An 18,559-nucleotide genomic window follows, 5' to 3' on the forward strand; every position below is an offset into this window, starting at 1 on the left:
TGCAACGCGGACAAACGGGCATTCGCCTTTCGTCTAATGCCCCGCCTCAGGCCGGGAAAACTGGGCCGCGGACTTGAAACGAGCCTTGAAATCGGCACTCTGGCTGTGCTTGGCACAACAGCAATAACACGCCAAGCGGGGAGGAGTTCTTATGAAGACGCTGCTGGTTTTCAGCCGGCTTATCGACACGATTACGGAAAACATCGGGAAAGCCGTTGGCTGGCTGATCCTGATCGCCGTGCTTGTCAGCGCCGGAAATGCCGTTATCCGGAAAATGTTCAATATGTCGTCAAACGCCTGGCTTGAGGCGCAATGGTATCTCTTCGGCGGGGCTTTCATGCTCGCCGCCGCCTATACGCTGTCGCAGAACGAGCACATCCGCATCGACGTCGTATACGGCAAGTTTTCGCGCCGGGTGCAGCACTGGATCGACCTTCTCGGCCATTGCCTGTTCCTGATGCCCTTCGTGCTGCTGATGGTCTATTTCCTCGTGCCCTACGTGCTGATGTCCTATCGCTCGGGTGAGGGCTCATCCAGTGCCGGCGGTTTGATCGTCTGGCCGGCCAAGGCGATCCTGCTTGCCGGCTTCGTGCTGCTCGCAGCCCAGGGCGTTTCGGAGATCATCAAGAAGATCGCCATCATGAGCGGTGACATGGAGGACCCGACGCCCTACGTGCCGACGCACGCGCCGCTCGATACCGCCGTGGCGGAGGAGAAGGGCGCATGATCGAATTCATCGCAGAAAACCTCGCGCCAATCATGTTCGTGTCGCTGATCGTGTTCCTGCTGCTGGGCTATCCGGTGGCGTTCTCGCTCGCGGCAAACGGCCTGCTCTTCTTCATCATCGGCGTGGAGCTTGCGCCGCTGTCTGATTCCATCAACCTCTCCTGGCCGCTGTTGAACGCCATGCCGGAACGGCTGTGGGGGGTGATGTCGAATGACACATTGCTCGCCATCCCCTTCTTTACCTTCATGGGGATCGTGCTCGAACGATCCGGCATGGCCGAAGACCTGCTCGACACGATCGGTCAGCTCTTTGGGCCGATCCGCGGCGGTCTCGCCTATGCGGTCATCTTCGTCGGCGCGCTGCTGGCGGCCACCACCGGCGTCGTCGCAGCCTCGGTCATCGCGATGGGCCTCATCTCTCTGCCCATCATGCTGCGCTACGGATATGACCGCCGCGTCGCCTCCGGCGTCATCGCGGCCTCTGGAACGCTCGCCCAGATCATCCCTCCGTCACTGGTCCTGATCGTTCTTGCCGACCAGCTCGGCCGTTCGGTTGGCGACATGTATGCCGGCGCGCTCATCCCGGGCCTCGTCCTGACCGGCCTCTACATGCTCTACATCCTGATCATGACCTTCGTGAAGCGGGATTCCATGCCGGCGCTGCCGCTGGAGGCGCGCTCGCTCGGCTCCGGCGTCACGTCGCTCATCATCGCGCTGGTCGTCGCGGCCGGCTTCGCCTATGCGGCGCACATCTATCTCTACCCGACGCAGGGTCCGAATGCCGATATCCTCGGCGCCACCTGCGGCGTTGCCTTCATCTATGTCGTCGCGCTCGTCGACAAGGGCATGAAGATCAACATGATGTCCCGGCTTGCCCAGCAAGTCATCATCGTGCTGATCCCGCCGCTCGCCCTAATCTTCCTCGTGCTCGGCACCATCTTCCTCGGCATTGCGACGCCGACTGAGGGCGGTGCCATGGGCGCGGTGGGTGCGCTGGTCATGGCAGCGGCCAAGGGGCGGCTCAGCATGGAGGTGATGCGTTCGGCACTCGCCGCCACGACGCGCCTCTCCGCCTTCGTGCTGTTCATCCTGATCGGTGCACGCGTCTTCTCGCTGACCTTCTATGGCGTGAACGGGCACCTCTGGGTCGAGCACCTTCTGGTCGCCATGCCGGGCGGCGAGACGGGCTTCCTCATCGCGGTGAACATCCTGGTCTTCTTCCTGGCGTTTTTCCTCGATTTCTTCGAGCTCGCCTTCATCATCGTGCCGCTGCTCGCACCCGCGGCCGACAAGCTCGGCATCGACCTCATCTGGTTCGGCGTGCTGCTCGGCATCAACATGCAGACGAGCTTCATGCACCCGCCCTTCGGCTTCGCTTTGTTCTACCTGCGGTCGGTTGCCGCCAAGGTGCCCTATCTCGACAAGGTCACAGGTAAGATGACCCAGCCGGTGACGACCGGGCAAATCTATTGGGGGGCGGTTCCCTTCGTCGGTATCCAGATCGTCATGGTGGCGCTCACCATCATGTTCCCGCAGATGGTCATGCACTACAAAGGCGAGGGAACGGGCGTCGATCCGTCGACAATCAAGATCGAGGTGCCTGGCTTCGGCGGTGGCCTCACATTGCCCGACAATGGCGGTGGCCTCGGCCTTCCGGGCGGCTTGCAGCTTCCTGCCGGCAATCCGCTGGAAGGCGGCGAACAGAAGCCGGCTGGTGAAGGGGAGCAGAAGCCCACCAACGACCTTTCAAGCCCGCCATCCTTCAACTGATTGTGTTGGGCCGGCATAGCCGGCCCTTTCCAAAGAAAAACCCCGGAGCATCGCTGCTCCGGGGTTTTTCATGTCCGGTTTTCGGTGGCGCTACAGCTTGTTGCTGCGCTGCTGGATCATCATGAACGTATCGTAGTTGTATTCGGCGATCTGGGCGTTGAGGTAATACTCGCCGCGGAAGGCCTTGATCGATTCCCAGATCTTCTTGAAGGTCGGGTTCGAAGCTTCCATCTCGGCATAGACCTCGTTGGACGCGTCGAAGCAGGCCGACAGGATTTCCTGGCTGAAGGGGCTGAGCTTCGCGCCGGCAGCGACGAGGCGCTTGATGGCGGTCGGGTTCAGGTAATCATACTTCTGCAGCATGTTGGCGTCGGTCGCCTGGCAGGCAGTGCGCAGCAGCGACTGGTAGGCCTTCGGCAGGCCGTCGAAGGCGGCCTTGTTGAAGAGGGCGTGAACCGTCGGGCCGCCTTCCCACCAACCGGGATAGTAGTAGTAGGGTGCGACCTTGTAGAAGCCGAGCTTCTCGTCGTCATAGGGGCCGACCCATTCGGCGGCGTCGATCGTGCCTTTTTCCAGCGACGGATAGATGTCGCCGCCGGCGATCTGTTGCGGCACGACGCCCAGCTTTTCGACGACCTTGCCGGCAAAGCCGCCGATGCGCATCTTGAGGCCGGAAAGGTCGGCGACGGTCTTGATCTCCTTGCGGAACCAGCCGCCCATCTGCACGCCGGTATTGCCGCCGGGGAAGCCGATCAGGCCCTGAGTGGCGAGGAACTCGTTGAACATGTCGATGCCGCCGCCATGGTATTGCCAGGCGTTCATGCCGCGCGCGTTGAGCGCGAAGGGAACGGCGGCACCCAGCGCCCAGACCGGGTCCTTGCCCCAGTAGTAGTAGGAAACCGTGTGCGCGGCCTCGACCGTGCCGGCGGATGCCGCGTCGGCGGCCTGCAGGCCGGGCACGATTTCACCGGCGGCGAAGACCTGGATCTGGAAATTGCCGTCTGTCGCTTCGGAAACGTATTTCGACAGCACTTCCGCGCCGCCATAGATCGTATCGAGCGATTTCGGGAACGAGGAAGCGAGACGCCAGTTGACCTTCGGGTTGCTCTGCGCCAGCGCCGGAGCGGCCAGCACGGTCGCAGCCGCGCCACCGATGCCGGCGACACCGGCCTTCTTGATGAATGAACGACGATCCATAGATTTCCTCCCAATAGCGGGCAGGGTTCCTCTTCCCCACCCTTGTGTCATCGCGCGGAAGCTAACCATGTCGGGTTTGGTGTTTCAAGTCGCAGGGAGAAAGAAGGGTGAATGGGACCCCTACGACTTTCGTCTTACGTGCAGCATTTTGCTATCTGCCTGTTTTTTGAGCGTTTCTTCCTTTTCCTGCATGGTTGACAGCCCTCTTTCCGGTTGAAAGATTGGCAGCAACGCGGCAGGGCGAAGGGCAGGGCATGGATATCCAGATTCGCAAGGCCTATCGCGACGAACTGGTCGACATTCTGGATTGGGCGGCCGCGGAGGGCTGGAACCCGGGGCTTGGCGACGCAGCGCCCTTCTGGGTGGCCGATCCCGAGGGTTATCTCGTCGCGGAGGCGGACAAGCGCATGGTGGGGGCGATTTCGCTCGTCCGCTATGGCGCGCATTACGCCTTCCTTGGCTTCTACATCGTGCACAAGGACGTGCGCGGGCAGGGGGTGGGGCTGCGCCTGTGGGAAGCCGCGATGGCGATGGCGGAAGACCGCGTAGTCGGCCTCGACGGCGTCGTCGCCCAGCAGGAGAACTACCGCAAGTCCGGCTTCGTCTATGCGCACGCCAATGTGCGCTATGGCGGCCGGGTGCAATGCACGGTGCCGAACGACCCGCGGCTGACGCCGGTCTCGCCCGTGCATGTGCCGCTGATCGCCGATTACGATGAACGGTTCAATCCCGCCCGCCGAGAGACCTTCCTTCGCGAATGGCTGAAGGAACAGGAGACGCGCCAGAGTTTCGCGCTGCTCCAGGGCACCAAGGTGTCCGGCTACGGCACGATCCGCGCCTGCCGCGAGGGCTTCAAGATCGGCCCGCTGTTCTCCGACACCGATGTCGGCGCCGACCTGCTGTTCCGCGCACTCGTCGCCAATGTCGGTGGCGGCCGGATCTTCCTCGATATCCCGGCGCCGAACACCGAGGCGAAGGCGCTCTGCGTGCGCCACGGCCTGTCGCCGGTCTTCGAGACGGCGCGCATGTATCGCGGAACGATGCCGGACCTGCCGCTCAACCGCATCTTCGGCGTCACGACATTCGAGCTTGGCTGACCTGTCTCAGCCGCCCGCCATGGCGAGCAGATCCGATCCGCCCATGCCTTTATGGCGCAGCGTCACGACGGAATAGCCCTCGGCCTTCAGCTGCGCGAGCAATGCCGGCAGCACGTCGGCGGTGCGTTTGTGGATGTCGTGCAGCAGGATGATGCCGCGGCCGCGCTTGCGCAGGCCCTCCATCGTGCGGCTCGCGACCGATGCCGGCGAGACTTTGAAATAGTCCTTCGAATCCACGTCCATATCCATGATGATCGTGCCGCGCCGCGAGACCGCGCTGCGCAGCGCCGACGTGTCCGACAGATAGGGGAAGCGGAAGAAATCCGGCTGGCGGGCGGTGGCACGCTGCACGGCCTTTTCGCCCTTGCGGATTTCCGCCATCGCCGCCTCGAAGGCGAGATAACGCAGGTTGGCATGGCGATAGGTATGGCTGCCGATCGTGTGGCCGCGGGAAACGACCTTGCGGGCGATGGCCGGATAAGCATCCGCCATCTGGCCGACCATCAGGAAGGTCGCCTTGACGCGATAGGCGTCGAGCGTGGTGAGGATCGCCTCCGTGCGGCCCGGCACCGGACCGTCGTCGAAGGTCAAAACGACCTCCTTGTGCCGCAGCTTCAGGTCGGCGAGCGAGGCGACGGCGAGCGTGCGCCCGGCAAGCCCCGTGCGCCCGGCCCAGCGGGCGGGCGACATCGGCACGGGATCATCCGCGTCGAGCACCTTCGCCTGCTTGGCCTCGACGAAGGCGGTCTCGGTGGAGGCGCGCGGTTTGGTCGTGTTGCACCCGGCAATCAGGGGCAGCAGCGCCAATGCGGCAAGAAGCAGGCGGCAACGCATGGGCGCACTCGGCAAGATGATGATCTTGCAAGCACTTTTGTCCGATCATGGTTAATGAAGCGTTGAGGCGGCGGGCGGAACGGGCTTATCCCGCCATCGCCTCCTCGTATTCGGCCGAAAGCTCCAGCCATTGCTCTTCGGCGTCGTGCAGCTTGTCGACCGCCATGGCGCGCAGCTTCGCTTTCTCGGCTGCCTTGGCCGGGCTCTTTTCGTAGAGCACCGGATCCGCAAGCTCCGCATCAAGAAGCTGAATCTGCTTCTGCAGCTTTGCCGTCAGGGATTCGATTTCATTGATCTTTTTCTTGAGCGGCGCGAACTGGGCGCGCCGGTCGGCATTCGCCTTGCGCTGGTCGGCCTTGTTCGCCTGCTCGCCGTTGCCGGCCGGTTTTTCCCTGTCGTCCTTCTTGCCGGACTGCACGATGAGGCTGCGATATTCCTCCATGTCGCCGTCGAAGGTTTTGACCGTGCCCTCGTTGACCAGCCACAGCCGGTCGACGGTCGCCTCGATCAGGTGGCGATCGTGCGAGATCAGGATGACGGCGCCTTCATAGTCGTTCAGCGCCTCGATCAGAGCGCGGCGGCTGTCGATGTCGAGATGGTTCGTCGGCTCGTCGAGGATCAGCAGGTTCGGCGCGTCGAAGGCGGCAAGGCCCATCAGCAGGCGCGCCTTCTCGCCACCGGACAGGTCCTTGGCGGCCGTCGACATCTTTTCCGTCGCAAGCCCCATCTGCGCCACGCGGGCGCGCACCTTGGCCTCCGTCGCCTCCGGCATCAGCCGGCGCACATGCTCGACCGGCGACTGGTCCGGAATGAGATCGTCCAACTGGTGCTGCGCGAAAAAGCCGATCTTGAGGCCCGGCGCGCGCTTAACCGCGCCAGATTCCGCCTCCAGCCGGCCGGCGATGAATTTCGCGAAGGTCGACTTGCCGTTGCCGTTCGAGCCGAGCAGGGCGATGCGGTCGTCATTGTCGATGCGCAGGTTGATCTGCTTTAGGATCGGTTGTCCCGGCGTATAGCCGACCGCCCCGCCTTCGATCGCGATGATCGGGGAGGCGGGCTGGCGCTCGGGCTCGGGGAAGGTGATCGGCTGCACATGCGTCTCGATCACGGCCGCGACCGTGCCCATGCGCTCCAGCGCCTTGACGCGGCTCTGCGCCTGCTTGGCCTTGGTGGCCTTGGCCTTGAAGCGGTCGATGAAGCTTTGCAGATGCTTTCGCGCGGCTTCGTTCTTCGCTTTCGCCTTCATCTGCAATTCGTCGTTCTCCGCCTTCTGCCGCTCGAACTGGTCGTAGGAGCCGCGATAGAAGGTGAGCTTCTGCTGGTCGAGATGCACGATGGCGTTGACGGCGGTGTTCAAGAGGTCGCGGTCATGGCTGATGATGATGACGGTGTGCGGATAACGCCGCACATAATCCTCCAGCCACAGCGTGCCTTCGAGGTCGAGATAGTTGGTCGGTTCGTCGAGCAGCAGCAGGTCCGGTTCGGAAAAGAGCACGGCCGCCAGCGCCACGCGCATGCGCCAGCCGCCGGAAAAGCTCTTGGCCGGCCGCTGCTGCGCCTCGTGGTTGAAGCCGAGGCCGGCAAGGATGCTCGCCGCGCGCGATTGCGCCGAATGCGCGCCGATATCGGTGAGCCGCGTTTGGATTTCGGCGATGCGGTGCGGATCGGTCGCCGTCTCCGCCTCCTTGAGCAGCGCGGCGCGCTCCTTGTCGGCGGCAAGCACGATCTCGATCAGCGCGTCGTCCGTGCCCGGCGCTTCCTGCGCCACCTGGCCGATGCGCGCGTTCTTCGGCAGCGAGATGCTGCCGGCCTCCGAGGCGAACTGGCCGGTGATGATGCGGAAAAGCGTGGACTTGCCGGTGCCGTTGCGACCGACGAGACCCACCTTCACGCCGCTCGGCAGCGAGAGGGACGCGTTTTCGATGAGGAGACGCCCGGCAATGCGGGCGGTGAGGCCGGAAATCGTGATCATTCCGGGTCTATAGGGCGGGGCGACCAGTCAAGGCAAGGGGGCAAGGCAAGGGGTGAGGCGCGCCTCTTCAGGCGGCCGACCCGGAACGATAGCCGCGGCCCGCCCGATCGGCCACTTCCGCGGAGTAGATACGCAGCGCAATGCCGGTTTCGGCGGCATAGGCGAGTGCCTGGTCGGCCTGCTCGTAGAGCATGGCCGGCGCGCTGGCCGAATCGCTGAGCGACACGCCGGCCGTCAGCGTCAGGAAGCCGGCCGGCAGCTCGCGGTCCATGAAGGGAAACGGCTTTTCCGCGACGCGAACGGCGATGCGGCGCGCGATGGTGACCGCGATCTCGCGGCTGACGTCGGACAAAAGCAGGCAGAACAGGTCCGGCCCGGTGCGCGCGACGAAATCGTCCTTCTTGACCGAGCGGCGGAAGATGGCGGCAAGCCGCTTCAGCGTCTTTTCCGCCGCCCCCGCCGGATGGCTCTCGGCAAACTCCTTGAGCTGCTCGACGCGGAACATCAGCAGCGCCGAGGTGCCTACTGCCTCGCCCTGGAAGACGCCCTTCATCCGGCCGAGCAGGGCGGCATGGTTGCCGAGGCCCGTCACCGGATCGTGCGTCAGCGCCTCGCGGCTGACGGAGAGGCCGGTGCGCAGCCCGTCGAGATGGGCTTGCAGATCGTCGATCTTCGTCGCCGCCGAGCGGTCCATGCCGAGGATGTCGCGCACCAGCGAGAGCAGGCGCACCGTGTCGCTGGAGAAATCCGAAATGCCGAGCACCGGATCGGCGCGCATGCGGTCGGCGATCTCCTGCAATTCGTGCAGTGCGACGGCGCGGTCGCGGCGGCTCGTTTCCGCGGTCTGGGAAATCTCCGCAAGCACGCGCACGGCTTCTCCCGCGGCCTGGCCTGCGGCCAGCACATTGTGGCTCGGTAAGGAGTGGCGTAGCGCGATCGAATCGAGCGCGGCCTGTTCCGGCGACTTGCCGAGGGCGGCGATCTCGCGCGCCACGCTCGCATTGCCGTTCAACGCCTCGAACAGCAGCTCATAGTTCCGCGGCAGGCCGGAAATGCCGAGATTGGCCATCACATGCGCGATGCGCGCCATGATCGGCGGCACGGCCGGCTGCTGGTCTTTCGGGGCGGGGGAGGCTTTGCTGGTCATGAAACGCCGTCGGCTGGGCGCCGCGGAAGCCGCCTGCGCCATAATGATGTCAGTCGGCGTAACTATCGGATTGCACGGTTAATTTTGCGTGTGCTGATGAAGAAATTCAACCGGACTTGACGAAACGCAAGCATCTCCCACGCCTCGTGCGGCCGCATCGCCCGATGCAGCCGCACGAAGGGTGTCGCGTGAATTCAGGCTGTTCGGCGGGCGAGCGGGATAACCCGCATCACCTGCCCGATGACGGTCGCGCGGGTCGGTTCCTTGGCGCGGGTCGTTCGGTTTTGCTGGAGGTCGCGCATTGCGGCGGCATAACCTTCCGCACGGGCGTCCTTCAGGGCCACCTCCAAGGTCTTCTCGATCACCGGATAGCATTCTTCCGGCAGGTAGGCATTGGGGGCGTCCGTGCCATAGACCCGTGCCATCTTGCAAAGCGTACTGCCGAGCAGGGCTGCCCACTCTTCGGTCGTTCTTGCCATTTTTCTTCCCTCTTCCAGGAGGGGAAAGTGCCCTCCTGGCACCCACCCCATGGCAGCGACTATCCCATCACCGATTGCCCGTGCCTGTCACCTGAGTGACAGGGCGGGGCTGCCCTCACAGTCGATGTAGAGCGCTCCCATACCGCACAACTGTATCACCACTATTGCAGGAACCGAAGATAGCACTCTCCCTAAAATTTATAGGAATTTCGAGCCCTCGGTCCTCACAAAATAAATCAGGTCCAGCGTAATACTTGAACCGCCCAAAGCCGTGAGCATCCCGTGGCATTGGCCTCTGTGGTGGGTCTGGTGGTTGAGCACGTATGGCAGGAAAATGTCAAGCACACAGCGGTACTTAGCGTTTTGTACTGGAGCGTAACGGGGGCCTACGGGACCGGTGGGGCAATAGGTTTACGCGCCAGTCACGCGCCACCTTATTCGCACCCCACGGAGTCAAGCGGCACTACAAATTTGTGCCTGATATCTAGTGCCCACTTCCGGTCGTATGTCATCGCGAAGGCGTGGGTTTGTCCACTGGTTAATTTGCAGGCTGTTACGGAAAGGGGGATTTCCTTCGCCAGCGCTTCTTGCTGGTAGGTGTGGGCAAAGGCCGCGCAGTTGCCGGAATCGCCCTCTGACAGGAGGCGCTTGTCCCATCCGGTGTAGTAGGCATAGGAGGCGCGACCATCCACAGCCTGCTTGATGGTTTCAAGTTCCACCGGCGCCGTCGCGCAGGCCATGAGGGGGAGGGCGAGTAAGCATCTCATTGGAAGAGACACAATTGCGCATTATCGTCCGGCGCCGGAATGTGAAAGAACGCGCGGGCCTTCCGGACGGTCTCGACGCCCTTCCAAAGGGGCGGGGTGGTAAATGGGTTGGGATACTTCCACCCGCCCCAGATTTTCAATCCGTTCGCCTGACATCCGTACCACGGCTTATCGAAGCTGTCGCCACCGCCGCCGTCTCCCGAAAGCTCCTGTTTGAGGGCCTCGATTATCTCGCCGTCGGACATCGGACGACTCGACCGCTCGGCCCACCGCTTCTCCGCCCCTGAGTAGGCACACGTTGCACGGCGGAAGCAGTAGTCCGCATCCGCGCCGGTTAGGTTGCCACGCTCCATCTTACTCACCCCAAGGGAAGACCGTGAAACTGCTGACAAGCTCATGCGTGCCGTCGTCGCGCTCAAGATGCTCCTGAACGACGATGCGGTGGCCGGTGACCTTTGCGAGACGTTTCGCCTCGCTGCGAGCTTCGCTCTCCTCCTCGATCCAGCGGTCGATGGCGCTGTCCGGCGTCTCGTATTCTGTGAGCTGGTCAGGCGAAATGTAAAAGGCGGCCTTCGCGTCGTCCTCGGCGTTCAGTGGGTTGCGCGGGTCGCTGTCGGCGAAGTCGGGGGAGAACATGTGGATTGCTTTCTTTGTAAAAGCATAATCACACATATACTTTAAGTTGTAAACAAAAAATATGTGTTATTTTAACGAGTGTGAGTTGATCTTAGCCAGCTCGCCCAGAAGGCGCTCTTTTTCCTTGTGCTTACTTTTTGTCAGACAGTTAGCGCAGATATTATACGCATTTCTTGCGCTACCTCCTATTCCAGACGACATCGTATTCTCAAAGTATCGCTCGTCGTCATACTCCTTGCCATACAACATGTAATCGTAGGGCCGCTCTTTGACGCGACGCTGGTTGGTCGGGCTAAATGAATAGCTATAAGTTCCATGCCCGCGAATGATGTAAAATTTTACCCAAAATTTGCTGGTCTTCTTCGAGATAATCCGATGGGCGACCAAAATCTGGCCCAAGATAAATAAATTCTTTTCGTCTGCTGTCAGGAGATTGGTTGCCACTTTCCAATGCGCCACTAACATCCCTGCTGGTCCGGGCAAATCGACTCTGAAGTACTCGCTGTCCTTATAGCTAGCGCGTATGGTGTCTTCGTTGACCTGAGGGGCAGGAAAAAATGATCTGATTAGTTCTAGCACTCCAGCCTCCATGCAGGAAAATTAAACTTTATAACGAGTAAAATGCTTTGCAAGTGCCAAAGGCGAGGAAATCCACAATTTACAACCCTTAATTACTCGGAGGGGTCGCCAGTGCAGAATCTGGCGTCTCAAATTTGGCACCACGGTTCTGCGCGCATTACACCCAAATAGGGCGGAAGCGGGCGGGTGCGAAGCACGGGTGGAAAATACCCCCCCTTGCGGGGGCTTACAGTGCTTTCAAAGGGGGAAACATGAAGACGGTCATGTGATAGGCCGCCACCATCCCTTCAATCGCTGCGCGCTGGTTGGCGTTCGGCGTTTCCACGTCAGGCTCCACAACCATCTGGAAAATGCTGATGGGGTCGTAGGGAGGAGGCGGGCTCATCGTGAACACGTTGCCCTCGACATCCACGTAGAAGTCATACAGCGCCGGAATATTCGTGCCGTTGAGGTAGATCTCCAGATGCATGGGATGCTCCATGAAAAAGCCTCCGACACATTCGCGTGCCGGAGGCTAAGCCACTCAAGGCGGGGAGGGTGACGCCGAGCGGCAATCATTTAGGTGACGTCAACGAAATGGTCGGCAACCATTTACGAGCGTCCGGCCGCTCGGCAGGTTTAGGCGACTTTCCTGCTGCCTAGATGCGGATGCCTCCTTTCTTCACTTGCTGGGCGGGTCAAAGGCCTGCCAACCGATGCAACGGCACGCGGCCGTCTCGCAGGACCCGCAGGGCTTGCGGAAGTCTTGTGCGCGTTTCGCCGTCATGGGTGCCGGCATGTTGGGCAACTCCGGCTGGTCATCAGTCATAGGGTATCGCTGCGGACGCTCGCGCGCCCGCGTTTCGGGGGAAAGTTTCATTGGGATGGCTCCTGCGATGTTGCTCGCAGGACTGATGATGCGCGGATACGTTGAATCCGGCAACCGATTTAACGTGGCGTAACGATGGGCTTAGTGCTAGCCGAAGAAAGTCGAGTATTCGCCTAACATGGCAAGTGAGCCTTTTTCGCTCACATAGGCTTCAACCTCTCCAGTGGGGTGAAGTTCATATCGCAGACGATTGATTATGTTCGTCTGGTTGGGCTTACTCATTTCAAATAGTCCGACAATCGCTTTCTTGGGAGCCGAAACCTGCCGATTTTGCAGGAACTCCCAGTTTGACGTTCCAAATGAAAAGCCGGTGAACACCACAAGTTCGGCCGCCGCGAGCGCTTCTTCAATCCTCTGCTGGGTGTCATCTTCGGCCAATCGCTCGGTAAACGTCCTGATTTCGTTGCCGAGGGACAGAAGGTGGCCATGCGATGCCTTTCCGCCGAACTCGATGTCCACCCCATTGCCACCCTGCCATTGGAGTTTTCCAACCCTTCCGTAGACGTGGATGATGTTGATGGAATTGACGATTTCCTTAGCGGCTCCATTCGAAATTCCAAGGTACGATGTCAGGTGACCTACAAGGTAGAATTCAATGCACCGGTCATAATTGAATGTGACGATTGTGACGTTGTCGAAGGCGTTTGCCGCGTCTTCCGCCAGAATTCCCGTAAGGGCCATCGTGCAAAAGCGTGAGAGCCAAGTTGCTGTAGTGTCGCGGCGGCGATTGTAGACAAGATAATCGTCCGAGCCCCGCGGAGGCGGAGCAACGTGGCTGCCCCTCTCGGCATCAAGAATGCAGGCGGCAATGGCCACCTTTCCGACCTTGACCAGTTTCTCGTTTCTGGAGTGCGTGTGCAGGAAATTGTCGATCGACTCGGCAATCGGCATGTTCGAGGCGATGAATTCCTTGATGCGATTGTATTCGGAGAAATCGTGCTGGTTGCCGATTGAGAACACCGGTGCCAGCGCATGGATCATCGCTTCGTCGTTGGACTGGAGCTTTTTGGCTATTTTCTCCTTCAACTCGTATCCGAGCGGCATGTTGTACTCGACGCCGGCACCGGCACCGATGACGAAAACGGTTGGTTTGCTGAACATGGCAACTCCGCAAGCAGGAGGGCGCATTTTACTTCAGCGCCAGCCAGCTCCTAACTTTTAGTTGTAACAATCCACAGCCTGAATCTGCACGGGAGAGATAGGATGAGGCGCCGCCTCGTGCGTCTTTAAAGCTGATGACGCGGTCTGGAATGGTATACCTCAACGTGTATAACAGGGCAGATGGATGCCTACGGGTCGGGAGGGATGAGTGGCCAAGAAGCAAGATAGGAAGCAATGCTTTGTCGTCGGCCCGATTGGCGATGACGACAGCGAGGACCGGATTCACGCGGACTGGCTGCTTGAGGAAATCATCCTGCCCGTCTTTCAGGAGCATTACACTGATTTCGACGTCACCCGCGCCGATAAGGTGTCCAACCCGGGACTAATCACCTCACAGGTCATCACGGCGTTGCTGGAAGCGGATTTGGTGATTGCCGACCTGACCACGCTGAACCCAAATGCGTTCTACGAGGTCGGTATCCGACACGTTTTGCAGAAGCCGATTATCCACATGCACCTTGAAGGGCAGCGGATACCGTTCGATGTCGCGCCTTTCCGCTCGATAAAGTTCTCACGCCGGAGGCCTGTAGACATCCGGGCGGCACGCGAAACTTTGCTCTCCTTCGTCAGGGAAGCGCTCGACCCCGAGCACCAGGTGGATAATCCCGTAACTTTCGCAAGAGGGCGTGTCGAGTTTGATAAGCACGCGACGCCCTCTGAAAAAGTTGTTCAGGAGCAACTGGAGGCCGTTCTAAATCGGATTTCGGCGTTGGAAAGAAGTAGTTTCGCGTCGAAAAACCGGACTTTAATAATTGATGCGTTGATGCGGAAAGCGCCAAGCCACGATGATGTAATTCTGCGCTTGCAAGTATCAGCAACCTCAACCCAGTCAACCCGGCAACTCTATGACGACGTTGAATCCGTCGCTGCGGCCTGCTTCACAGCTCAAACGGTGAGCTTTGCTAACCAGATGGAAAGCTTTGTGGAAGTCAACGTGACTGACACTTTGGAAAACCGGCACGGGGCCCAGACTTTTGCCGATATTCTCAGAACAAAGGGATATAGCGTAAAATCTCAGCTGCCTCCTCGCGAGGGCAGTCTCTTCTAACCAAGGCCGCATCACAGCCGCTAATTCGCGAGGCTGGGGATAACTTTTAGTTGCGGCAATCCACTACCTGCCTCAGCATCATGGCAAGGGGTGCGGCCCCAGACCCGCATCCCCGCCTGTCTTACGCGTCTGGGAGGCAAAACAACGAAAGTTCTGGGATGTGGAAAAACCATCCTATTACGCGGTCATACCCGCACCGGTGCGCTACTCGAATGTGAGCGCCAACGCCAAGCTCCTGTTTGGCGAAATTACCTGTCTCTGTGAAACCGAGGGCTTCTGCTGGGCCTCCAACGGCTATCTTGCCAAGCTCTATGATGCGGGCGAGCGCACTGTCTCGCGCTGGCTGACCGAGCTCGAAAAAGCGGGTTTCATCCGCATTGAACCTGCCGTCAACCAACATGGCCAGCGTCGTATCTTCATCGCATCTGCCCTGCCAAAAGTGGCCAGCCAAAAATGGCAGGCCAAAAATGGCGAGCATAATAATACAAGTGAAGAGAATACTACGAGTAAGGTAATACCCCCCAAAGCCCCCAAGGGGGCGGAGCCGGTTAACGGCGACTTTGACGACTTCTGGCAGGCCTACCCCAAAAAGGTTGGCAAGCCGGTGGCCCTCCGTGCTTTTGAGAAGGCTCTCAAGGGGGCGGGCGCCGCGCATATAATCGCTGGTGTGGAGCGCTGGAAGCAAAGCGAAGATTGGCAGAAGGATGGTGGCCGCTTTGTCCCGCATCCGTCAACGTTCCTCAATCAGCAGCGTTATAATGACTTGCCGCGTTCTATGGCGGGTCCAAAAACCGAACTTGAGCGCCGAAACGAGGAGTTTTGGAACGACTTCATCGGCAATAGAACCAATCAAAAGCAACTCGTATGAACAAGACCCAGGCCATTTTCGCCACCCTGACGGCCCGTTACGGCAAACCACAAACCAAGGAAGGGCAGGAGATAAAGGCGATAGCTCTTAGCTTCGAAAGTGCCTTGAGCCCATACGCCGCCGCCGACCTATCGGCAGCCTGCCAGCAATGGATGGCGTCAACGAAATACCCACGCTGGCCGGAGCCTGCCGAGGTTCTGGAAATCCTCCGGAGCTTTGGTGCCAAGCCGGAGGCGAGGGGGAGGATTGAGATGTCTCCGCGTACGCGAGACGCCGCCAATAGCGCGTCCATTTGGTATCAGCAGCTTGTTGCCAGCCCCTTGCCGCAAGGTGCATGGCCAAGCTCATGGCAGGATGTGCTCTCGGACGTGATTGGCGCCAATAAGGCGGAGTATCGCGGCCGGAGCTTTGCATGGCTTCTCACCCACGCATGGCTGCAAGGCGAAATTCCCAACGGCTTTGACCATAAGGCCAAGGAATACTTCGCCCGTATGCGTGAACGGCAAGAGCGATATGCCGCCTCTGTAAGGCAGCACGGCGCCCTTGCTGTTCATGAGGATCATCTCCCGAGCGGAGTTTAGAATTTCCAGCTGCGGCGAGGGTCGCTAGCGTCCTTGTATTCTTTTAGCTCAGCAAGCCTCTGTTCCTCTTCAATGCGAGCGGCTTCCGCCTCTGCCGCTGCTTGTGCCGCAGCAGCTGCATCCGCATCTTCCTGATCCTTTTTCAGCTGTGCGAGCCGGATACGCTCTTTCTCCGCAGCCTCTTCTGCCTGTCTGGCAATTTCTGCGGCCTTGAACGCCTCAATCTCCGTCTGTCGCGTATTCGCAAACGTGAAAGAGTAGGCATGGCGCCGTTCGGTAACAGCATTTCTGTCTGCAAGGCGTCGCGCGCCCTCACCCCGGCAGTCTCGCAGTTGGCAGAAATCCTCATAGACCTGACTAGAGGCTGCTTGGGTCCTGCGATAGAGTTCAGCGCCTATCTCGGCGAACGCGCCGCCAGCAATGAGCGTTGCGGCGCCAGCGATGACAAGACGGCTCGTGGAAAGGCCAATGGGCGAATTGAATTGGTTCATGCTCGTTCCCCTCACTCGGAATAAACATCATGCGCTGCTGATATTGTAATCCTTCGGCCGTCGCGCCAGTGGTTAACAAAAATTTAATCTGCCACCACATCGGGCTCACCTCTAAAGCGGCCATGCAGCTTAAATCGCTGTGGACTCATCGCCTGTCAGGTTGACTCGCGTAGAACAAAATGGGAACAAAAACCCCGCAGCAACAGGGTGCTCCCATGAGCAATCGCAAGGGCGAACTCACATCAGCGGGCGTTGACCGCGGCTGGCCGCATCAGGTGGCCATTCGCGGCGAGCTGTGCCTTGGCAAGCTAGGGGTGGCGCAAGCCGACTTCTGCAAGGGCCTTTCCCTGTGCGTCCGGGGTCACCGCGTCTTCTGGAATGACGAGTGGTACAATGTGAAATGCTTCTCAATCCGTGAGGACGCGCAGGCCTTTATGAACCACTTCGGTGGTGAGTGGTTCGACCCGCGGGAGAAGGGGCGGGGCTCCGAGTGGTTCAAGTGGTACAAGGGGACTATGCAGAGGCGATAGTCAGGCCGTTTTCCTGAAGCCGGAAAAAGCCCATGCCATCAAAAGGCCAAACGCGAACAATGCCATCGGCGGAACAATCGCTACAAGGGCCGCCTTTTTGGTGAAAAAGAGGGGATCGCGGTCCTCATGTATGGTCCAGCCCAACGATGCGTAGAGCTTCGACTCCAGAGCATTGTGATCTAAATCGGAATACTCGGGCCAGAGTTGGCGGAAACGGGCGTAGTCATACCAACATGCGCCGCCGATGTTGCGGTAACGATTCCAAGGCTCTTGCGCGTCCTTTTTGGCGTAATCCTTGCCTATAGTGCCCCGTGCGTCCTCGCATTTCACAGGGAGGGAAGCCAATGCACTAGTTTCCCACCACGGATCGGCAATCCATGCGCGGTCGTTTTGAACGTCTTCCCAGCTCATGACTATAACAAACCCGGCCCACAACAGGCTGAGGACCACCCATAGCCTGAAGATCCCCCGCGCGATGTTCATGACTTCCCCCGAAAACTCGTGCCCCTCCCGTTGAAATAGCGTATTCTGCCATCAGACATCAACCAACGACTGCACCGGCAATCGCTTCGTTCTCTGCCCTCCTGCCTTTCCCTCCATCGGTGAACAACCTGTTCCTCAACGTCTCGCGTGGCGGGCGGGTCAAAACCGCCAAATACCGCTCATGGGAAAAAGAGGCCGATGCCGCCAAGCCCTCCGGCATCGTGAAGCTGCGTGGGGACGTCGTAGCCGTTTATACGTTCGGCAGACCGGACAAGCGGCGCCGTGATGTTGCCAACCTCGAAAAGGCGGCCTCCGACACGATGACGCGCTGGGGAGTGCTGGAGGATGACAGTCAGATAGTCGATATCCGACTGCGCTGGAGTGGTATGGGCGAGTTGGGTGCAGGCCAGTGTCGGGTAGAGCTTATGGAAGCTGTCGGAGTGCTTTAGGCACCCCCCGCCATTTCCTGTAATATTCCCGTTGATATCGCCTGAGCTTCTCGCGTTTCTCTTCTGAGGAACTCAATTCGCGGGGAGTTTTGATCGATGCGGCGAGTGTTCCACCATATGTATGGCCACGCCGGTACTCTATCGGCCCCGGATTTAGGGCCTGAAAACAGAGGGCCTCGCGCTTCAACTCCAGATGCTTTCCAGCCATAAACGTCCGTTCAACCTCGGTCAGCTGCTTAAAGCCTCGTATCAGTTCCATCAGGGGTATTCTTCTTTTGTTGCTGTAAAGCGCGGGCGTAAGCGGCCTGCGCGTCCTTCTCCCGAGCATCGGCAGCGTTTAATTCGCGCCTAAGTGGGGAATTCCTGTTGGCCTCCATGAACGCGCGGTACGCTTCCGTACGGGCGTTCTCGGCCGCAATCCACGTGTCCCGTAGCTGTTGCAGCTGGGCATCGTCATGAAGGGGTGGGGTGTCGGTCATGCGGCGGCGCCGTACCGCGCATATTTGTAGTCGTCCGGCATCGGAAGCGTGACCTCCAGCTCGGCGGCCAAGGCCTCAATCGCCTCCATGAAGCGGGACATGCCATCCACGTCTAGGTCCGTCGTGCTGCGCGGCATGATGAGTGCCTGTCCGGCAACCACCTTCTTCTCGACGCCAAGCACGCGGATTTTCATCTGCTCGTGCACGTCCTCCGGCTCGCAGTCGAGATGGTCGGCAAGGGTGCCGTACCACATCCACATCGTCCGGTTTTGCGCCTGACTACGGTTGCGCTTGTAGGGCTTGATTTCCACGCACTGGACGGGAGACGAGGAGAGGCGGGCGACGATTTCCGCCACCTGCCTCCTCTTCTCTTTGCTGTCGATGATGTACAGCATAG

The 18,559-nt window shown here is 59.9% G+C and carries 23 protein-coding genes and 1 pseudogene; 8 read left to right on the forward strand and 16 right to left on the reverse strand.

Features of this window, described 5'->3' with window-relative positions; all coding sequences use genetic code 11:
* Window positions 1-151 precede the first annotated feature (151 nt).
* Both AC1RWL_RS28515 and AC1RWL_RS28520 read left to right on the forward strand, forming a co-directional pair.
* Complete coding sequence (locus AC1RWL_RS28515) at window positions 152-727, forward strand: TRAP transporter small permease subunit (RefSeq protein WP_493096803.1); 576 nt, start codon at window positions 152-154, stop codon at window positions 725-727.
* Window positions 724-2,496 (forward strand): TRAP transporter large permease, encoded by a 1,773-nt coding sequence (locus AC1RWL_RS28520; protein WP_493096804.1) that lies wholly within the window; start codon window positions 724-726, stop codon window positions 2,494-2,496. The genes AC1RWL_RS28515 and AC1RWL_RS28520 overlap by 4 nt, the downstream gene beginning before the upstream one ends.
* 90 nt (window positions 2,497-2,586) lie before the next feature.
* Here the strand turns inward: AC1RWL_RS28520 and AC1RWL_RS28525 are convergent, their stop codons facing one another.
* The gene (locus AC1RWL_RS28525; protein WP_493096805.1) at window positions 2,587-3,693 is read right to left on the reverse strand and encodes a TRAP transporter substrate-binding protein; all 1,107 of its coding nucleotides are present in this window, start codon (window positions 3,691-3,693) and stop codon (window positions 2,587-2,589) included.
* Between the two features lie 254 nt (window positions 3,694-3,947).
* On the opposite strand from AC1RWL_RS28525, the gene AC1RWL_RS28530 reads away from it, so the two are divergent.
* Window positions 3,948-4,790 (forward strand): GNAT family N-acetyltransferase, encoded by an 843-nt coding sequence (locus AC1RWL_RS28530; RefSeq protein ID WP_493096806.1) that lies wholly within the window; start codon window positions 3,948-3,950, stop codon window positions 4,788-4,790.
* 6 nt (window positions 4,791-4,796) lie between these two features.
* Here the strand turns inward: AC1RWL_RS28530 and AC1RWL_RS28535 are convergent, their stop codons facing one another.
* The 11 genes and pseudogenes from AC1RWL_RS28535 to AC1RWL_RS28585 form a co-directional block, all read right to left on the reverse strand.
* Window positions 4,797-5,624: a polysaccharide deacetylase family protein gene (locus AC1RWL_RS28535; RefSeq protein WP_493096807.1), complete on the reverse strand. Its 828-nt coding sequence runs from the start codon at window positions 5,622-5,624 to the stop codon at window positions 4,797-4,799.
* Window positions 5,625-5,709: 85 nt separating this feature from the next.
* Complete coding sequence (locus tag AC1RWL_RS28540) at window positions 5,710-7,596, reverse strand: ABC-F family ATP-binding cassette domain-containing protein (RefSeq protein WP_493096808.1); 1,887 nt, start codon at window positions 7,594-7,596, stop codon at window positions 5,710-5,712.
* 67 nt (window positions 7,597-7,663) lie between these two features.
* Entirely contained in the window at window positions 7,664-8,743 is a 1,080-nt protein-coding gene (locus AC1RWL_RS28545) for a GGDEF domain-containing protein (protein ID WP_493096809.1), read from the reverse strand.
* A 194-nt stretch (window positions 8,744-8,937) separates the two neighbouring features.
* Window positions 8,938-9,222, reverse strand: a complete 285-nt coding sequence (locus tag AC1RWL_RS28550) for a hypothetical protein (protein ID WP_493096810.1) — start codon at window positions 9,220-9,222, stop codon at window positions 8,938-8,940.
* Window positions 9,223-9,420: 198 nt separating this feature from the next.
* Window positions 9,421-9,552 (reverse strand): annotated as a pseudogene (locus AC1RWL_RS28555) (DinB family protein); the annotation flags it as partial.
* Window positions 9,553-9,656: 104 nt separating this feature from the next.
* Window positions 9,657-9,962 (reverse strand): hypothetical protein, encoded by a 306-nt coding sequence (locus tag AC1RWL_RS28560; RefSeq protein WP_493158554.1) that lies wholly within the window; start codon window positions 9,960-9,962, stop codon window positions 9,657-9,659.
* A gap of 23 nt (window positions 9,963-9,985) precedes the next feature.
* A complete protein-coding gene (locus tag AC1RWL_RS28565) occupies window positions 9,986-10,234 on the reverse strand; it encodes a hypothetical protein (RefSeq protein WP_493096812.1) in 249 nt (82 codons plus the stop codon).
* 109 nt (window positions 10,235-10,343) lie between these two features.
* Complete coding sequence (locus AC1RWL_RS28570) at window positions 10,344-10,625, reverse strand: hypothetical protein (protein ID WP_493096813.1); 282 nt, start codon at window positions 10,623-10,625, stop codon at window positions 10,344-10,346.
* Window positions 10,626-10,691: 66 nt separating this feature from the next.
* Window positions 10,692-11,204, reverse strand: a complete 513-nt coding sequence (locus tag AC1RWL_RS28575) for a hypothetical protein (RefSeq protein WP_493096814.1) — start codon at window positions 11,202-11,204, stop codon at window positions 10,692-10,694.
* Between the two features lie 226 nt (window positions 11,205-11,430).
* Entirely contained in the window at window positions 11,431-11,673 is a 243-nt protein-coding gene (locus AC1RWL_RS28580) for a hypothetical protein (protein ID WP_493096815.1), read from the reverse strand.
* A gap of 486 nt (window positions 11,674-12,159) precedes the next feature.
* Window positions 12,160-13,173, reverse strand: a complete 1,014-nt coding sequence (locus AC1RWL_RS28585; RefSeq protein WP_493096816.1) for a hypothetical protein — start codon at window positions 13,171-13,173, stop codon at window positions 12,160-12,162.
* A 208-nt stretch (window positions 13,174-13,381) separates the two neighbouring features.
* Here AC1RWL_RS28585 and AC1RWL_RS28590 point away from each other — a divergent pair, with 208 nt between their 5' ends.
* The 3 genes from AC1RWL_RS28590 (at window position 13,382) to AC1RWL_RS28600 (ending at window position 15,730) form a co-directional block, all read left to right on the forward strand.
* The gene (locus AC1RWL_RS28590) at window positions 13,382-14,281 is read left to right on the forward strand and encodes a hypothetical protein (RefSeq protein WP_493096817.1); all 900 of its coding nucleotides are present in this window, start codon (window positions 13,382-13,384) and stop codon (window positions 14,279-14,281) included.
* 160 nt (window positions 14,282-14,441) lie between these two features.
* Window positions 14,442-15,149 (forward strand): helix-turn-helix domain-containing protein, encoded by a 708-nt coding sequence (locus AC1RWL_RS28595; RefSeq protein ID WP_493096818.1) that lies wholly within the window; start codon window positions 14,442-14,444, stop codon window positions 15,147-15,149.
* Window positions 15,146-15,730 (forward strand): hypothetical protein, encoded by a 585-nt coding sequence (locus AC1RWL_RS28600; protein WP_493096819.1) that lies wholly within the window; start codon window positions 15,146-15,148, stop codon window positions 15,728-15,730. The genes AC1RWL_RS28595 and AC1RWL_RS28600 overlap by 4 nt, the downstream gene beginning before the upstream one ends.
* On the opposite strand, the gene AC1RWL_RS28605 is transcribed toward AC1RWL_RS28600, so the two are convergent.
* The gene (locus AC1RWL_RS28605) at window positions 15,727-16,221 is read right to left on the reverse strand and encodes a hypothetical protein (protein WP_493096820.1); all 495 of its coding nucleotides are present in this window, start codon (window positions 16,219-16,221) and stop codon (window positions 15,727-15,729) included. The two genes, AC1RWL_RS28600 and AC1RWL_RS28605, sit on opposite strands and share 4 nt — an antisense overlap.
* Before the next feature lie 215 nt (window positions 16,222-16,436).
* Between AC1RWL_RS28605 and AC1RWL_RS28610 the strand changes: the two genes are divergently transcribed.
* Window positions 16,437-16,751, forward strand: coding sequence for a hypothetical protein (locus tag AC1RWL_RS28610; RefSeq protein ID WP_493096821.1), 315 nt, complete (start codon window positions 16,437-16,439; stop codon window positions 16,749-16,751).
* On the opposite strand, the gene AC1RWL_RS28615 is transcribed toward AC1RWL_RS28610, so the two are convergent.
* Entirely contained in the window at window positions 16,752-17,234 is a 483-nt protein-coding gene (locus AC1RWL_RS28615; RefSeq protein ID WP_493096822.1) for a hypothetical protein, read from the reverse strand.
* Between the two features lie 101 nt (window positions 17,235-17,335).
* Here AC1RWL_RS28615 and AC1RWL_RS28620 point away from each other — a divergent pair, with 101 nt between their 5' ends.
* Complete coding sequence (locus tag AC1RWL_RS28620; protein WP_493096882.1) at window positions 17,336-17,683, forward strand: RusA family crossover junction endodeoxyribonuclease; 348 nt, start codon at window positions 17,336-17,338, stop codon at window positions 17,681-17,683.
* A 236-nt stretch (window positions 17,684-17,919) separates the two neighbouring features.
* Here AC1RWL_RS28620 and AC1RWL_RS28625 read toward each other — a convergent pair whose 3' ends face one another.
* Both AC1RWL_RS28625 and AC1RWL_RS28630 read right to left on the reverse strand, forming a co-directional pair.
* Window positions 17,920-18,162 (reverse strand): hypothetical protein, encoded by a 243-nt coding sequence (locus AC1RWL_RS28625; RefSeq protein WP_493096823.1) that lies wholly within the window; start codon window positions 18,160-18,162, stop codon window positions 17,920-17,922.
* The gene (locus tag AC1RWL_RS28630; RefSeq protein ID WP_493096824.1) at window positions 18,159-18,557 is read right to left on the reverse strand and encodes a NinB/YbcN family protein; all 399 of its coding nucleotides are present in this window, start codon (window positions 18,555-18,557) and stop codon (window positions 18,159-18,161) included. Before AC1RWL_RS28630 ends, AC1RWL_RS28625 begins: the two co-directional genes overlap by 4 nt.
* Between the last annotated feature and the right edge of the window lie 2 nt (window positions 18,558-18,559).

Source organism: Shinella sp. GW821-FHT10F02, from assembly GCF_058809275.1.

Coding starts and splice junctions, on each gene's coding strand:
- AC1RWL_RS28515 (WP_493096803.1), top strand. CDS start 152: ATGAAGACGCTGCTGGTTTTCAGCCGGCTTATCGACACGATTACGGAA.
- AC1RWL_RS28520 (WP_493096804.1), top strand. CDS start 724: ATGATCGAATTCATCGCAGAAAACCTCGCGCCAATCATGTTCGTGTCG.
- AC1RWL_RS28525 (WP_493096805.1), bottom strand. CDS start 3,693: ATGGATCGTCGTTCATTCATCAAGAAGGCCGGTGTCGCCGGCATCGGT.
- AC1RWL_RS28530 (WP_493096806.1), top strand. CDS start 3,948: ATGGATATCCAGATTCGCAAGGCCTATCGCGACGAACTGGTCGACATT.
- AC1RWL_RS28535 (WP_493096807.1), bottom strand. CDS start 5,624: ATGCGTTGCCGCCTGCTTCTTGCCGCATTGGCGCTGCTGCCCCTGATT.
- AC1RWL_RS28540 (WP_493096808.1), bottom strand. CDS start 7,596: ATGATCACGATTTCCGGCCTCACCGCCCGCATTGCCGGGCGTCTCCTC.
- AC1RWL_RS28545 (WP_493096809.1), bottom strand. CDS start 8,743: ATGACCAGCAAAGCCTCCCCCGCCCCGAAAGACCAGCAGCCGGCCGTG.
- AC1RWL_RS28550 (WP_493096810.1), bottom strand. CDS start 9,222: ATGGCAAGAACGACCGAAGAGTGGGCAGCCCTGCTCGGCAGTACGCTT.
- AC1RWL_RS28560 (WP_493158554.1), bottom strand. CDS start 9,962: ATGGCCTGCGCGACGGCGCCGGTGGAACTTGAAACCATCAAGCAGGCT.
- AC1RWL_RS28565 (WP_493096812.1), bottom strand. CDS start 10,234: ATGTCCGACGGCGAGATAATCGAGGCCCTCAAACAGGAGCTTTCGGGA.
- AC1RWL_RS28570 (WP_493096813.1), bottom strand. CDS start 10,625: ATGTTCTCCCCCGACTTCGCCGACAGCGACCCGCGCAACCCACTGAAC.
- AC1RWL_RS28580 (WP_493096815.1), bottom strand. CDS start 11,673: ATGCATCTGGAGATCTACCTCAACGGCACGAATATTCCGGCGCTGTAT.
- AC1RWL_RS28585 (WP_493096816.1), bottom strand. CDS start 13,173: ATGTTCAGCAAACCAACCGTTTTCGTCATCGGTGCCGGTGCCGGCGTC.
- AC1RWL_RS28600 (WP_493096819.1), top strand. CDS start 15,146: ATGAACAAGACCCAGGCCATTTTCGCCACCCTGACGGCCCGTTACGGC.
- AC1RWL_RS28605 (WP_493096820.1), bottom strand. CDS start 16,221: ATGAACCAATTCAATTCGCCCATTGGCCTTTCCACGAGCCGTCTTGTC.
- AC1RWL_RS28610 (WP_493096821.1), top strand. CDS start 16,437: ATGAGCAATCGCAAGGGCGAACTCACATCAGCGGGCGTTGACCGCGGC.
- AC1RWL_RS28615 (WP_493096822.1), bottom strand. CDS start 17,234: ATGAACATCGCGCGGGGGATCTTCAGGCTATGGGTGGTCCTCAGCCTG.
- AC1RWL_RS28625 (WP_493096823.1), bottom strand. CDS start 18,162: ATGACCGACACCCCACCCCTTCATGACGATGCCCAGCTGCAACAGCTA.
- AC1RWL_RS28630 (WP_493096824.1), bottom strand. CDS start 18,557: ATGCTGTACATCATCGACAGCAAAGAGAAGAGGAGGCAGGTGGCGGAA.